Here is a 14,025-nt window from a genome sequence, read left to right as displayed (position 1 = left end):
TTTGATTACATTTTATTGGAGTGGATTATATGTCTTTTCAAATTCGCGAAGCTACAATAGACGATATAGATGCACTTTGTTCTTTAGCGAAAGAATTAAAAGGTTCTTCTATTTCCTATGAAGATATGAACAACCGATTGCAATTCGTACAAATGAGTCCTTTTGATTTTTTATATGTTTATGAGGAAGAAGAAACCATATGTGGATTACTTGGGTTTCGTATACGTGAAAATTTAGAAGATATAACTCGTTATGGGGAGATTTCAATTATTAGCGTTAATTCTACAATACGACGGAAAGGCATTGGACAAGTATTAATGGATTATGCAGAACAATTAGCAAAGACACATAATTGTATCGGCACATGGCTAGTCAGTGGAACAAAAAGAGTAGAAGCACATCCTTTTTACAAAAAATTAGGATATGAAGTAAATGGATATCGATTTGTAAAACATTTTTAAACTACTTATAAATGGAAAGGACTAAAACTATGACAAACATCGAAGCTATTTTTATTGATCGTGACGGTACAATTGGCGGTGACACTACAATACATTATCCAGGCTCTTTTACATTATTTCCTTTCACAAAAGCAGCTCTGCAAAAACTAAAAGCTCAAAATATAAAAATTTTCTCTTTCACAAATCAACCAGGTATCGCAGATGGGATAGCGACTGTAGCTGATTTTGTACAAGAATTAGAAGGCTTCGGTTTTGATGATATATACGTATGTCCTCATAAACACGGTGATGGTTGTGAATGCCGTAAACCAAGTACAGGTATGCTGCTGCAAGCGGCTGAAAAACACGGGCTTAATTTAACAAAATGCGCTGTAATTGGTGATCGCTGGACTGATATCGTTGCAGGAGCAACAGTACATGCGACAACGATATTAGTTCGAACAGGCGCTGGATATGATGCTTTACATACGTACCGAGACAAATGGGCACATATTGAACCAAACTACATTGCAGAAAACTTTGAAGATGCTACAAATTGGATTTTAAATCAACAATAATACAAATTAAAAGAGACGTTTTCACAATGAAAGCATCTCTTTTAATCTTATATTTTTTTAAAACGTTAATTCATAATGGAAATAACGATTATCTCTCAAATAACCATTTTCAGCATATAATCGCTGTGCTGATAAATTATCAATCTCCGTTTGTAATTTTACACCTTTTGCACCATTTTCTAATGCAAATTCTTTAGCAGCTTCTAGTAATTTTTTACCTGTTCCTGCTCCGCGCTTAGTGGCTTGTACAAATAAATCATTTAATATCCATAATTCTTTCATCGAAATGGAAGAAAATGATGGATATAATTGTGTGAAGCCAATATATTCACCGTCTTCAACTGCTACAAAAATAACGGATTCTTTTCTCTCTATTCGATTTCGCAAAAATCCTTTTGCTCCTTCTATATCGGAATCTTGTCTATAAAACATACGATAGTTATTAAAAACTGATGCTAGTCCATCTAAATCTGCAATTGTTGCCTCATATATTCTCATTTTACTCCATTCCCCTTCCAATACTCTCTCATTATATCTGTTGCCCATTTAGGCTGTACAATTTCTTCTTTCGGCATAAACTCTTTCATTATCGGCTTTATATCCAATATAGGGGTGCCATCAATAGCATCTAATCCCTCAACAATAATTGATTTACCTTCTCTTTTGATCACCTTTACAATTGTGGTTCCTATGCGATTCGGACGATTTTTCCCGCGCTGTGCAAAAATGCCTACTTTAGGATAATCATTATTATTTCTAGGATGTCTAGCAAAATATTGAATTTGTTCATCAGTTACTTTATGAAAATAAAAAACAACTTCAATATGAGAAAAATCTTCAATCCCTTGTATACTTTCCTCTGTATATATTTCAGTTAAAGTAATATAGGATCTTACTTCTCCCCACTCATCATCTTTTATTTCCTTTCTTTCATTATGTACAAATGCGATTGGTTGAACTGAAAACATACGCATTCCTCCTTAAATGTAACCACTTACATTATAAAGTATTTTCAGAATGTTTTCCACAAACACGAACTAGATTACATAATATAATTATGATCTATTTCGTAAAGCGAAATTAACTGCTTCAACTGCATGTATATAAGTTGTGTCGAATACCGGAATGGATATGTCTTCCTGTTTTATTAATAACCCTATTTCTGTACAACCTAATATGATTCCTTGTGCCCCTTCTTTTACTAGCTCTTCTATAACTCTTTTATAATACTCTCTAGATTGGGATGTTATCTTTCCTAAACACAATTCTTTATATATTACTTCATTTATTTTATCTCTATCCTTTTCTGATGGAACCATTACTTTTATATGATTCTCTTCTATGCGTAACTTATAAAAATCTTGCTCCATTGTATATTTAGTTCCAAGCAAACCAACCTTTTGAATATCTTTCCTTTTAATTTCTTTCACAGTTGCATCAGCGATATGTAAGACTGGAATATGAATATTCTTCTTTATTTTCTCAACTACTTTATGCATTGTATTTGTGCAAATAATTATAAAATCTGCTCCTCCCCTCTGTAACGAATATGCTGCATTTCCTAATATTTCTCCTGCTCCATTCCAATCTCCGTTAGACTGGAATCGCTCAATCTCTTCAAAGTCCACACTATTAATCATACATTTTGCTGAATGTAACCCTCCCAATCTCTCTTTTATTTCTTCATTTATGATTCGATAATATTCAGAAGTTGATTCCCAACTCATACCACCAATTAAACCTATTGTTTTCATTACAACAAACCCACCTTATACTGTTTTATAAAACTAATCACAACATTTTATTATGTATATTATACATAATAAAACAAGACTTTACGTTTATAATATAAAGTCTTGTTTTAACTATTTCCAAGGAAATTTTATAAGAATATTCTGAAATTAATTATTGGATGTTTTTATAGAATCTTCATATTGATAATGAAAACATTCTCGATACAACTGTTTAATTTCATCATATGATGGCACACGTGGATTATTTGCTGGACTTCCACTTTCAATTGCATCCAATGCCATTTTAGAAATAGCTGTTTCAAATTCAACTTCACCAATTCCGTATTCTTTTAAATTTGGGATACGAAGATCAAAACAAAGTTTTTTTATTTCCCTCAGCGTGTAGTCGGCTACTTCTTCATCACAATAGGAATACAAATCTTTATTTATACAACGTCCAATTTCTGCTAGTCTTTTTACTGCACTAACTTTTGTATATTCTAAAACTGTAGGTAATAGTATTGCATTCGATATACCATGTGGTACATGAAATAACGCTCCTACCGGCCTTGACATTCCATGAACTAACGTAACAGATGCATTTGAAAATGCGATTCCAGCTTGTAAGGAAGCAATCATCATCGCTTCTCTTGCCTCCATATTCTCTCTATCTTCATATGCAATACGTAAATATTTCATAATACTTTCAATAGCGGAAAGTGCAAGTACATCGGTAAGCGATTGTGAAACTTTAGATATATATGCTTCGACTGCATGACATAATGCATCTATCCCTGTTGCTGCTGTAATATGAGGTGGTACCGAACGCGTTAAAATTGGGTCAATAATCGCTACTTGTGGGGTAAAACTCGGATGCTTCATCATCATTTTTACATCTGTTCGTTTATTCGTAATTACTGCTACACTTGTTACTTCCGATCCAGTACCAGAAGTTGTTGGGATTGCAATTAGTGGTAGCGGATCGTTTTCTATTTCCATATCTTTTTGGACGTAATCTTCCACTTCTCCACCATTTGTATATAACACCGCAACTGCTTTCGCAGCATCAATACAACTTCCACCACCAATACCGATAATAAAATCACACTTTCCTTCTTTACAAAGTGTTAACGCTTCTAACACGTGTATATTTGTAGGCTCAGCATTTACTTTATTATATGTAATAACAGTTATACCTTTCGTATTTAATTGTTGTATACACCTCTCAACATATCCTAAATCCTCCATAATTGTATCCGTAACTATAAACGCTCTTTTCCCCAACTTCTTAGATTGTTCCCCCAGCTTTTCAAGCGAATTTCTTCCATATAATACAGACTTCGGCATACGAAACTCAGCAACATCTTGCAAGTACTCCACCCCTTCTTACCCTAATTTATATTTTAGTTTATAAAATATCGACTTAATAAATTCCTGTTGCAGTATAGAATGCAATTACTAAAAATACAGCAACCGTTTTCAAAATTGTAATAGCAAAAATATCTTTATACGACTGTTTATGTGTTAAACCTGTGACTGTAAGAATAGTAATAATAGCCCCGTTATGTGGTAATGTATCCATTCCTCCCGATGCCATTGACACGATACGATGCATTACTTCTAATGGAATATCAAATTGATTGGCCGCTGCAATAAACTTATCTCCCATCGCACTTAAAACAATTCCCATTCCTCCTGATGCAGAGCCTGTAATTCCAGCTAAAATATTCGTCGTTACTGCTCCATTCACTAAAGGATTCGTGAATGTGGCAGAAATGCCGTCTCTCATAATCGCGAAACCTGGAAGTGCTGCAATTACCCCACCGAATCCAAACTCAGCACCTGTATTCATCGTTGCAAGTAACGCTCCACCAATACTTGTATTCAATCCAGCTTGAAATCCTGTTACTACTCGTTTCCAATATAATAATAACGTTGTTACAATACCTATAATAAGTGCTAATTCTACTGACCAAATTCCAACTACTGCACTTAATTCTACTTTTCCAAATGCTCTCATACCAATTGCAGAAAAATCAAAACCATTCGGATACCACTTCGGTATCATAATAGTAAAAACTTTATTCATTACACCTACTAAAATAAGTGGTATAAAAGCAATCACTTGCTGTACTCTTGTAATTTCAATACTTTTAAGCATCGGCATATCTTTTTGTTCTACTTGCAAAGAAGCTGCCATTTCAGTATTCCCATCGTTAAAACCAAAATACCCTTCTCCTGCTACCTTCGCCTTCTTACGTCTACTCTCTAAATATAGTAAACCTAACGTGAGTACAAAAATTGCCCCTACAATACCAAGTATCGGCGCAGCATAAATGTCCGTTTTAAAAAAGGTTGTAGGTATTACATTTTGAATTTGTGGTGATCCAGGTAGCGCATCCATTGTAAACGTAACTGCTCCAAGAACAATTGTTCCAGGGATTAAACGCTTTGGAATATTCGCTTGGCGAAACAACTTAGCTGCGAACGGATATACAGCAAACACTACTACATACACACTAACACCACTATACGTTAAAATAGCACCCATTAATACAATCGCTAAAATCGTACGTTTTTCACCAACTAACTCTATAATTGTTTTTGCAATCGAGTCCGCAATTCCTGACATTTCTACTACTTTACCAAATATTGCACCAAGTAAAAATACAGGAAAATATAGTTTAATAAAACCTACCATTTTCTCCATAAAGATATTCGAAAAGAAAGGTAATACAAAACTAGGTTCTGTCAAAAATACCGCAAATAAAGCAAAAATCGGTGCAAATAAAATAACAGAAAACCCTCTATATGCTACAAACATTAGTAAACTAAGTGCTAATAATATAATAACTAGCTCCAATTATACCCCTCCATTTAAACAGAAAATTCAAACTTTTATAAATATAATTCTACTAATCTTTTGATTTTGACATCCCTCCTCTTATTCATACAAATTTTTCATGCTAAAAATGTCTAATTATAAGTATTCGATTACATATGAAAAATCCCTTTAAACATAAACGATTTCATCGTCATACGTTATAAAGGGATTGTTAGTCTCTATATTTACTTCTTTACCAAACTATTTTCTGCACAAAAATGCCGTAGTTCTTTTACATCATTTACTATATAAGTCGCACCAACTTCAGTCAATTCTGTTTCACTACCATAGCCATATAAAACGCCTATTGAGGAAATTCCATTATAATTCGCACCGATTATATCGTGTTTTCTATCTCCAATCATAACAATCTCTTCTTTATTAAAATCTTCATTTGTTTGTAAAATATGAGCAATGATTTCTTCTTTTTTTATTCTCGTACCATCTAAGTTACTTCCAATGATACTTTCGAAATAATTCGTTAGTTGAAAATGATCTAGTACTTGTTCAGCAAATATAGTAGGCTTGGAAGTTGCTATAAATAAACGATTTCCGGTATCTTTTAATTGTTTTAAAAGATTTCGAATACCATCGTACACATTATTTTCTAACAATCCACGTTGCTTTACATACTCTCTGAAATAAAAAACAGCTCTTTCAACTTCCCCTTCATTCATATTGTACCTCTCTACGAATGATTGTTGGATGGGCGGACCGATAAATGAGTCTAACTCATTTACATGTAATTCTTCAATTCCAAGCTTTTTTAATGCATACAATACTGAATTTACAATTCCTTCTTTCGGATCCGTCAATGTTCCATCTAAATCAAATAGAAATGTTGTATACACATTTAATCCCCCGCTCCTATTTACTTTACATATTATATGGAAGGCTTTTTCATGGCCACCTTTTACTATACTATCATTATTTATCTTTTCGAAATTTTTTCTTCTATGTCACATACTTTCAGTTACAAAATGTAATACATATGATAAAGTAAAAAAGTTACAATTATTTTAATAGAAACTGGTGAATCTAATGTCAATTACGTTAATTGTTATAATGGCTTTCACAATTGTTATTCATGCGGTTGAAACAAGCTCTTATAGTATTCGATTAGCTGGAGTGCGTTTAAAGAGAATTGCTGTTGCTTTGTCTGTCGTAGGCATGGTGTTACTCATTTCAAGAACATCTAACATGCTACAAGCCTTTTTAATCAGTGGGTTTGTCGATGAGGCAAAACGAGACGCATCCATTAATTTAGAACATATTATACGGCTCGTTCTATTATCCGCCTCTGTCGGTACATTGATTGCGATTATACTGTATCCAACTTTAACCAAACTATTTGGATATGTCATTCAAAACTTTGAAACAGACGGTTCTTTCATTCGAATGATGAGAACAAATAACATTCAAAAATTAAAGTACACAAAAAAATATGTACGCTTCCCAAAATTAGAAATGATTCATAGACTACGCATTGGTGGTATTCCAAAACGTATTATGCTTATTAACATGTTTGCTACTGCTATTTATACAGCTGGTGTTCTTTCAGCCCTATACGCTTCCTTTTTACTTCCAGATTACGCAACAAAAGCTACTACAGCTTCTGGCCTTATTAATGGGTTTGCTACTATTTTATTAACAGTGCTGCTTGATCCACGTATCGCTCTTTTAACAGAGCGAGCTCTTCAATCAGAAGAAGGTGCAGAAGCAATGAGTAAAATGTATGGTTGGCTAATGATTTCTAGACTTTTTGGTACGTTATTAGCACAACTATTATTCATACCAGGTGCTTACTGGATCACATGGATTATTAAACTGATGAATTAGTCCTCTATAAAAATAGTAGGTGGGATAACAAATGACTATACAAACAGAGCAAGATATAATTCGCTTAATAGAAAACGACGAATGGATGATGAACGTATTACAAATGGCAAAATCACTAGAGTTACCTGATTGGTGGATTTGCGCCGGATTTGTTCGCTCTAAAATTTGGGATACTTTACATAACTATGAAGCTAGAACAACTATGCCTGATGTTGATGTAATTTATTATAATAGTCTACATAAAGATGAGATATACGAACAATCATTAGAAACGAAATTAAAGAATATTGATGCTACTATCCCTTGGTCGGTAAAGAATCAAGCTCGTATGCATGTGGTGAATAATATGCCACCGTACTCTTCTTCTGTTGATGCTATTTCTAAATTTCCTGAAACAGCAACCGCTTTAGGGGTTACATTAGACGAAAAAAACAAAGTTATATTAACAGCCCCATGTGGTATTGAAGATGTTCTTTCCTTACAAGTGAGACCAACAGCTCCTTTTCTTGAAACAAAAGAACGATTACATATATACAACACTAGAGTTAATAAAAAGAACTGGCAAAACAAATGGCCTAATATTACAATCACTTATCCCAAAATGTAAGAAAAGGAGCTTCGCATTACACGAAGCTCCTTTTCTACTTTATTTCAAAAACTGAATGACTATTTCAGCAAATCGATCTGCTTCTTCATAATGCGGTGTATGACCACTCTCTTCAAATACAATATAATCCCCATTTTGAGCATCTTTATTAAATGTTTCAATTTGTTTTTCACACGTTACTACATCATGTTTTCCTACAATTAATAACATTGGATTTTGTATATCTTGTATCTTAGGTAATAATGAAGTGTGGAATACTCCTTCTAATTTCAATCTATCAAAATGAATTTTGGAACGATTTGAAAATACTTCCCACTCATCATCACTATATAAACTCTCATCTGTCACATCTTCCTTATAATTGTAAATCTCCATTCTTTTTTCTTTTAATTCATCGCTTAATCTTATATAGGCTTCTAGCAACTCTTCTGAAGTAGCATCGCTAGCTGAATAAGTAAGGGACTCCTCTGCTACTTCTTCTTTTTCATACTTTTGTAATAAATTCCCTGTCTTTTGTAACAAAGCTCTACTTGTTAACGCAAAATCGAAAGTTGGCCCTTCAAATATGATTTTCTCTATTGAACTTGGATATATCGACGCATATAACAATGCTACATATCCACCGAAAGAATGTCCAATGACAGACCATTTCTCAATTTGTAATACTTTTTTTAGTTCCTCACAGTCTTCAATCAAATCATTTAATCCAAAAGCTTCGTCCTCAGTAATTTCTTCTGAGCGACAAACACCTCTTTGATCTATCATTATTACATATAAAGAATCTTTTAAACGTTCCGCTTGATAAAATGAAAAATCATAGCAACTTTCTCCTGGTCCACCATGCAAGTATAAGACCGGTTTATTTTTAGGATTTCCATGCGTTTCAACGTATAGCTTTTTCCCTCTAATGTTCATGTGTTTCCCTACTTCTATCAAATTCGTCTTTATAATCATCACCTTCTTTTTTTACTGAATATTATAACATTTTCTGTTAAATAATCCCTATTACATTTAAAAAGACAACGATTATTGCAAGTGGTGCTACAAATCGAAGTAAAAACGCCCAACAAATAAATACTTTCTTTCCATAATTTCCACCTACAAAAAACTCTGCTTCTAGCACCTTCTTTTCCATTTTGAATGAAACGAAAATACTAATAAATAGTGCTCCAAGTGGCATTAATATATTACTAGATAAGAAGTCTACTGCATCAAAAATATTCTTTCCGAAAATCGTAATATCACCCCATACTCCAAATGATAATGCTGATGGTATACCTACTAAGAAAATGCCGAAACCGATCATCCATGATAATTTCGTTCTCTTTTCTTGTTCACCATTTGCTAATGCTGAAACAACTGTCTCTAGTAGAGAAAATGCCGATGTTAATGTCGCAAATGTAAATAGTGCAAGAAATACCGTTAAGAACAACCCACCGAATGGAATTTGACTAAATACAGATGGTAATACGATAAATAGTAACCCAGGCCCTTCTGTTGGTTCCATTCCTAATGAAAATACGGCCGGAAAAATAGCAAGACCCGCAAATAATGAAACAAATAAATTCAATCCAACAATTGTTATTGCTGATTTTGGTAAACTTTCTTTTTTATTTAAATAGGAACTATACGTGACCATAATCGAAATCCCGATACTAATCGCAAAAAATGATTGGCCCATTGCGAACAAAATACTTTCTGAAGTAATCTTTGAGAAATCTGGTTGTAAGAAAAACTTCACACCTTTCATTGCGTTATCAAGTGTTAGTGAGCGAACAATAAGAGCAACAAATAATACGAACAATGCTGGCAACATATATTTACTTGCTTTCTCAATTCCATTTTGTACACCTTTTGATACAACCCAAATCGTAATGAACATAAAAGCGAAATGTCCCATAATCGTCCAAGCGGGATTTCCAATTGTTTCAGTAAATAATGCTCCATAATTTTGTCCCGGAGTAATAAGTTGTCCCGTTACTCCTCTGAATAAATAAATTAACACCCATCCACCTACAACACTATAAAACGAAAGTAGTATAAAACATGTTCCAACGCCAAGGCGTCCAATCCAGTGCCATCCTGTATTAGGTGCGATACTTTTAAATGCTCCAACTGCTTGTTTCTGTGTACTGCGCCCAATCATAAATTCAGCTATAAGTAGTGGTAGTCCAATTAATACCGTAAATAATATAAAGATTAAAAAGAATGCTCCTCCCCCGCTCTTCCCAGCGATATAAGGAAACTTCCATATTGCGCCTAGTCCAATTGCTGATCCTGCTGCAGCCATTATAAAACCTAATTTCGAAGTCCATTGCTCCGTCTGTTTCATCTTATTTTCCTCCTAGTTAAATTACTTTATATAAATAATTAAATTTTTTAAACCAATCCGAATAAACCCTCCATTTCTATTTCCATAAAATAAAAAAATGGCTCAACGTCTCTATATAAAGAGACGCTAAGCCATTTACTTAACGCGGTACCACCCTTATTGATTCCATTATGAATCCACCTTAGTAGTAATCGTTTGATTACAAACCTAATATCGAAGGTTAACCGTTAAGATTTACTAAGAATGTGATTCCGTTCCACCTTACTGCTCCTAGGCGAGTTCAGGATGTCATTTGACTATGTCACACCAACCCATAGCTCTCTGTACAAATATACGACCTTACTACTCCTATTCAACACATTTTAATATTTAGAATATATTTTCTTTTGAAATTAATATGAAGTATATCGGTTATATTTATAACTGTCAAGGGCTATATTAAAATTTGATGAGAAACCCCTTTTATTTTTCATTATCCTTCATCATCATCACCGTGATCATCAGTACCTTCTTCTTGATCATCGTCATCTTGTTGTTGAGATGACTCCTTTTGCTGAATAGCATTATTTACCGCTGTAGTAGACATGACTTCACCTGTTATTGTATGTACTCTTACATCAACCGTTTCTGTTTGTTTTTTTATTATAATTTGGTAGGTAGACATACCATTTATATCGACTACACTTACCTTCTCGATAAAACCGCCTGGTACTTTTTGTAACGCAACTTCTTTCGCCTGCTCTTCTGTAACGACTTTTTGTATTTGTGAAGTACCAATAAAAGCACCCGTCGCTTCTTCAATTTCTACCATTACATTCTCATTTGCACTTTTCTCTATCTCTATTACATATACATTTTTTTCGTTCTTTTTCTCTAGTCTTATCCCTTTCACATTCCCTTGTACTTGCTGCACTGCAATCTCTTTTGCTTGCTGCTCTGTAACTTTTGTCGTTTGTTTCTGTAACAATTGAATTTTCCCGGTAGTTTTTTCAATCTCAACTATTGTACTTTGAGTAGCATTTGTTTCTACCGATATTACAAATACCTCTATCCCCTTTCTTTTTTCTAATATAGTTTGTTTAATGATCCCCTGTACTTTCTGAAGTGCCATTTCTTCCGCTTTTTCTTTCGTTATTGTATTACTTTTTAATGATATTTCTTTTGCACGTTTTATGTTACCACTTTGAGCATCTACTATTATTTCATATGAGCCTTTTTCATTTAAAAGATTTACCTTATATACATCTTGTTCCCCTTTGTTTACTAATTTCATATTTTTTATTTTTCCAGGATACTGCTCAGACACAATATTCTGAATTTGTTTTTCAGATAATATTTTTTCTCCTTGCTTAGAAACAATACGTTGTGATACAAAAGCTACACTTACAAGCACAAAACAAAGTAACAATGCAACCTTCCATTTCTTTTTCATTTTCAAACTCCTATCTCTTTATAAAAAACGAGGCAAATATACGGTAACTTTCGTCCATTCTCCCTCTTCACTTTCCAGTTGTATATTTCCTTCATGAGCATCAATAATCTGTTTCGCAATCGACAATCCTAGACCTGTTCCTCCTGTTTCCCTACTCCTCGCTTTATCAACTCGAAAATAGCGATCAAACACTTTCTGAATATCTTCCTTAGGAATTCCCATACCGTAATCTTGAATAGAAAAAAAGATTCTTTCCTTTTGTATTCCTACTATCAAATCGATTGAATCTTTACTGTATTTCATTGCGTTATCCAATAATACTACTAATACTTGTTTTATTTTTTGTTCATCAATATTTACAACAATCTTTTCTTCCTCTGTAATAACACGAAAATCCCGATTATATGTTTTTTCTAGTTGTTCCGCAGTCATCTTACATAACCGAACTAAATCTGATTCTTTCGTTTCCAACTTCCACTCTGCACTACTGTTGGCAAGCAGTAACATTTGATTTGTCATGCCTTTCATTCTTACTGCCTCGGAGTATATCGCTTCTACAGATTCTTCTAAAACATTTTGTTTTTTCATTCCCCATCTTTTTAATAATTTTGCATAACTTTCAATAACTGTTAACGGTGTTCTCAATTCATGTGAAGCATCTGAAACGAACTGCTGCTGCTTTTCAAAGTTTTGATGTAATAAATCTATCATTTTATTAAATGTTGTCCCCATTTTATGCAATTCATCTTTTGATTTTTTCTCAAGTGGTATTTTTTTGAATATCCCTCTATCTTGTATATGCTCCATTGTTTGTATTAAAGAATTTACAGGTTTTAAAATGAGTTTACTTAACATTCTCCCCGCAAAAAAAGACGGAATTAAAACGAAAAGCGATGCAATAACTAATACATTTTTTAACATATTTAAATTCTCTTGCAAACTATCTAAACGTTCTGTCATTTCTAATGAAACGATTTTCCCATCATTCCAAATAATTGGCATTTTTATATAAGCGAATTTCCCACCATTCTTCTCATAAATTCCCGCCGATTCTTTTCTTTCAAATTTCGCATTTACTGCTGGGATTGGTTTTGCACTATCCACTTCTTGTCTAATCATTACCTTTGAATTTTCATTAATAACTCTAATCATACCGTTTGAAGGTAAATATGGCTGTAGTAGATTTACTGCGTCTATTTCTTTTGCTGATTCAGCATTCATTCCTTCTATAATATGTACTGCCTCACGTTTTAAACGTTCTAACTCTCTGTTCGTTGTAACTTTATAAAACAAAAAGTATATAGAACTATTAATAAGTAACAAAATAAGTAGTAACCATACTGTAGAGAATAAATATATTTTATTTTTAATTTTCATATACTATACCTTTAAGACATACCCAACACCTCTAACAGTGTGAATAAGTGGTACGTCCACATTACAATCTACTTTTTTACGTATATATCGAATATATACATCGACAACATTTGTATCACCATAATAATCAAATCCCCAAACATTCGTTACGATTTGTTCTCGATTTAACACTTGATTTTCATGCTTCATTAAAAATAGTAATAAATCAAACTCTCGTGGTGTTAATTCCACTAAATGATTCCCTCTTTTCACTTCTCGTGTTTTCTCGTCTAAATATAAATCTGCAATTTGATAACTACTATTTTCCTCTTCTTTTCTTACGTTTGAAATTCTTAAACATGCACGAATTCTCGCTAAAAGTTCTTCTATTTGAAATGGCTTTGTAATATAATCACTTGCTCCTTGATCTAAGCCACTTACTTTATCAACAACTGAGTCACGAGCGGTTAATAAAATAATAGGTATTACAGCATTTTTCAAACGTATCCTTCGAAGTACTTCTAATCCACTTATGTTTGGAAGCATTACATCAAGTAAAATTAAATCCCATTTACTATCGTGAAACTTTTCCATTGCCTCTGTTCCTGTTTTAGCAATTTCACTTTCATATCCTTCAAATTCTAGTTCTAACTGTACGACACGCGCAATTTTTTCTTCATCCTCAACAATTAAAATCCTTTCTCCCATAAAAGCCTCCCGCATTATATAATCTTTTCATACCATTCCAGTATAACAAGTAATACTTTCCTCAAAAAGAAATAATGCCCAGTATTCTGTCCGACTTAATGAAAAAAATGAGGAAC

Annotated in this window: 15 protein-coding genes and 1 other annotated feature; of the genes, 4 read left to right on the top strand and 11 right to left on the bottom strand. The window is 33.3% G+C overall.

Going from position 1 to position 14,025, the window contains the following annotated elements:
• Nucleotides 1-29: 29 nt before the first annotated feature.
• Together NHG49_RS11540 and NHG49_RS11535 are read left to right on the top strand one after the other, a co-directional pair.
• On the top strand, nt 30-461 hold the full coding sequence (locus tag NHG49_RS11540; RefSeq protein ID WP_000009770.1) for a GNAT family N-acetyltransferase: 432 nt from the start codon (nt 30-32) through the stop codon (nt 459-461).
• Between the two features lie 29 nt (nt 462-490).
• Complete coding sequence (locus NHG49_RS11535; protein ID WP_064477374.1) at nt 491-1,018, top strand: HAD-IIIA family hydrolase; 528 nt, start codon at nt 491-493, stop codon at nt 1,016-1,018.
• Between the two features lie 57 nt (nt 1,019-1,075).
• On the opposite strand, the gene NHG49_RS11530 is transcribed toward NHG49_RS11535, so the two are convergent.
• The 6 genes from NHG49_RS11530 to NHG49_RS11505 all read right to left on the bottom strand — a co-directional run bounded on the left by NHG49_RS11530 (nt 1,076) and on the right by NHG49_RS11505 (nt 6,486).
• Entirely contained in the window at nt 1,076-1,516 is a 441-nt protein-coding gene (locus tag NHG49_RS11530; protein WP_001223855.1) for a GNAT family N-acetyltransferase, read from the bottom strand.
• A complete protein-coding gene (locus NHG49_RS11525; RefSeq protein ID WP_000493262.1) occupies nt 1,513-1,986 on the bottom strand; it encodes an SAM-dependent methyltransferase in 474 nt (157 codons plus the stop codon). The genes NHG49_RS11530 and NHG49_RS11525 overlap by 4 nt, the downstream gene beginning before the upstream one ends.
• Nucleotides 1,987-2,073: 87 nt before the next feature.
• Nucleotides 2,074-2,772: an aspartate/glutamate racemase family protein gene (locus tag NHG49_RS11520; RefSeq protein ID WP_142315419.1), complete on the bottom strand. Its 699-nt coding sequence runs from the start codon at nt 2,770-2,772 to the stop codon at nt 2,074-2,076.
• 147 nt (nt 2,773-2,919) lie between these two features.
• Nucleotides 2,920-4,122: an alcohol dehydrogenase EutG gene (gene eutG, locus NHG49_RS11515; protein WP_064477377.1), complete on the bottom strand. Its 1,203-nt coding sequence runs from the start codon at nt 4,120-4,122 to the stop codon at nt 2,920-2,922.
• Between the two features lie 52 nt (nt 4,123-4,174).
• On the bottom strand, nt 4,175-5,614 hold the full coding sequence (locus NHG49_RS11510; protein ID WP_064477378.1) for a GntP family permease: 1,440 nt from the start codon (nt 5,612-5,614) through the stop codon (nt 4,175-4,177).
• A gap of 206 nt (nt 5,615-5,820) precedes the next feature.
• Nucleotides 5,821-6,486, bottom strand: coding sequence for an HAD family hydrolase (locus tag NHG49_RS11505; RefSeq protein WP_064477379.1), 666 nt, complete (start codon nt 6,484-6,486; stop codon nt 5,821-5,823).
• 190 nt (nt 6,487-6,676) lie between these two features.
• On the opposite strand from NHG49_RS11505, the gene NHG49_RS11500 reads away from it, so the two are divergent.
• Both NHG49_RS11500 and NHG49_RS11495 read left to right on the top strand, forming a co-directional pair.
• The gene (locus NHG49_RS11500; protein ID WP_000028920.1) at nt 6,677-7,474 is read left to right on the top strand and encodes a lipid II flippase Amj family protein; all 798 of its coding nucleotides are present in this window, start codon (nt 6,677-6,679) and stop codon (nt 7,472-7,474) included.
• A gap of 31 nt (nt 7,475-7,505) precedes the next feature.
• Nucleotides 7,506-8,081, top strand: coding sequence for a nucleotidyltransferase family protein (locus NHG49_RS11495; RefSeq protein ID WP_000155288.1), 576 nt, complete (start codon nt 7,506-7,508; stop codon nt 8,079-8,081).
• A gap of 39 nt (nt 8,082-8,120) precedes the next feature.
• Here the strand turns inward: NHG49_RS11495 and NHG49_RS11490 are convergent, their stop codons facing one another.
• The 5 genes from NHG49_RS11490 to NHG49_RS11470 all read right to left on the bottom strand — a co-directional run bounded on the left by NHG49_RS11490 (nt 8,121) and on the right by NHG49_RS11470 (nt 13,909).
• Nucleotides 8,121-9,035: an alpha/beta fold hydrolase gene (locus NHG49_RS11490; protein ID WP_258126021.1), complete on the bottom strand. Its 915-nt coding sequence runs from the start codon at nt 9,033-9,035 to the stop codon at nt 8,121-8,123.
• A gap of 37 nt (nt 9,036-9,072) precedes the next feature.
• Nucleotides 9,073-10,413 carry a sodium-dependent transporter gene (locus tag NHG49_RS11485; RefSeq protein ID WP_258126019.1) on the bottom strand — a complete coding sequence of 447 codons (1,341 nt, stop codon included), beginning with the start codon at nt 10,411-10,413 and terminating at the stop codon, nt 9,073-9,075.
• Between the two features lie 116 nt (nt 10,414-10,529).
• Nucleotides 10,530-10,778, bottom strand: a binding site (T-box leader).
• Between the two features lie 107 nt (nt 10,779-10,885).
• Nucleotides 10,886-11,845, bottom strand: coding sequence for a PepSY domain-containing protein (locus NHG49_RS11480; protein WP_088046790.1), 960 nt, complete (start codon nt 11,843-11,845; stop codon nt 10,886-10,888).
• 18 nt (nt 11,846-11,863) lie between these two features.
• On the bottom strand, nt 11,864-13,222 hold the full coding sequence (locus NHG49_RS11475) for a HAMP domain-containing sensor histidine kinase (RefSeq protein ID WP_258126018.1): 1,359 nt from the start codon (nt 13,220-13,222) through the stop codon (nt 11,864-11,866).
• A 3-nt stretch (nt 13,223-13,225) separates the two neighbouring features.
• A complete protein-coding gene (locus NHG49_RS11470; RefSeq protein WP_064477383.1) occupies nt 13,226-13,909 on the bottom strand; it encodes a response regulator transcription factor in 684 nt (227 codons plus the stop codon).
• Nucleotides 13,910-14,025 lie beyond the last annotated feature (116 nt).

Origin of the sequence: Bacillus sp. IBL03825 (assembly GCF_024712505.1) — a bacterium.
GTDB lineage: Bacteria > Bacillota > Bacilli > Bacillales > Bacillaceae_G > Bacillus_A > Bacillus_A wiedmannii.
The sequence above is the reverse complement of the archived record's forward strand: the minus strand, read 5'-3'. Positions and strand labels throughout refer to the sequence as shown.

Bases quoted from the DNA above. Each gene is read 5' to 3' on its own strand.
- NHG49_RS11535 (WP_064477374.1), top strand. From the start codon at position 491: ATGACAAACATCGAAGCTATTTTTATTGATCGTGACGGTACAATTGGC.
- NHG49_RS11495 (WP_000155288.1), top strand. From the start codon at position 7,506: ATGACTATACAAACAGAGCAAGATATAATTCGCTTAATAGAAAACGAC.
- NHG49_RS11540 (WP_000009770.1), top strand. From the start codon at position 30: ATGTCTTTTCAAATTCGCGAAGCTACAATAGACGATATAGATGCACTT.
- NHG49_RS11525 (WP_000493262.1), bottom strand. From the start codon at position 1,986: ATGTTTTCAGTTCAACCAATCGCATTTGTACATAATGAAAGAAAGGAA.
- NHG49_RS11480 (WP_088046790.1), bottom strand. From the start codon at position 11,845: ATGAAAAAGAAATGGAAGGTTGCATTGTTACTTTGTTTTGTGCTTGTA.
- NHG49_RS11490 (WP_258126021.1), bottom strand. From the start codon at position 9,035: ATGATTATAAAGACGAATTTGATAGAAGTAGGGAAACACATGAACATT.
- NHG49_RS11485 (WP_258126019.1), bottom strand. From the start codon at position 10,413: ATGAAACAGACGGAGCAATGGACTTCGAAATTAGGTTTTATAATGGCT.
- NHG49_RS11475 (WP_258126018.1), bottom strand. From the start codon at position 13,222: ATGAAAATTAAAAATAAAATATATTTATTCTCTACAGTATGGTTACTA.
- NHG49_RS11530 (WP_001223855.1), bottom strand. From the start codon at position 1,516: ATGAGAATATATGAGGCAACAATTGCAGATTTAGATGGACTAGCATCA.
- NHG49_RS11500 (WP_000028920.1), top strand. From the start codon at position 6,677: ATGTCAATTACGTTAATTGTTATAATGGCTTTCACAATTGTTATTCAT.
- NHG49_RS11470 (WP_064477383.1), bottom strand. From the start codon at position 13,909: ATGGGAGAAAGGATTTTAATTGTTGAGGATGAAGAAAAAATTGCGCGT.
- NHG49_RS11520 (WP_142315419.1), bottom strand. From the start codon at position 2,772: ATGAAAACAATAGGTTTAATTGGTGGTATGAGTTGGGAATCAACTTCT.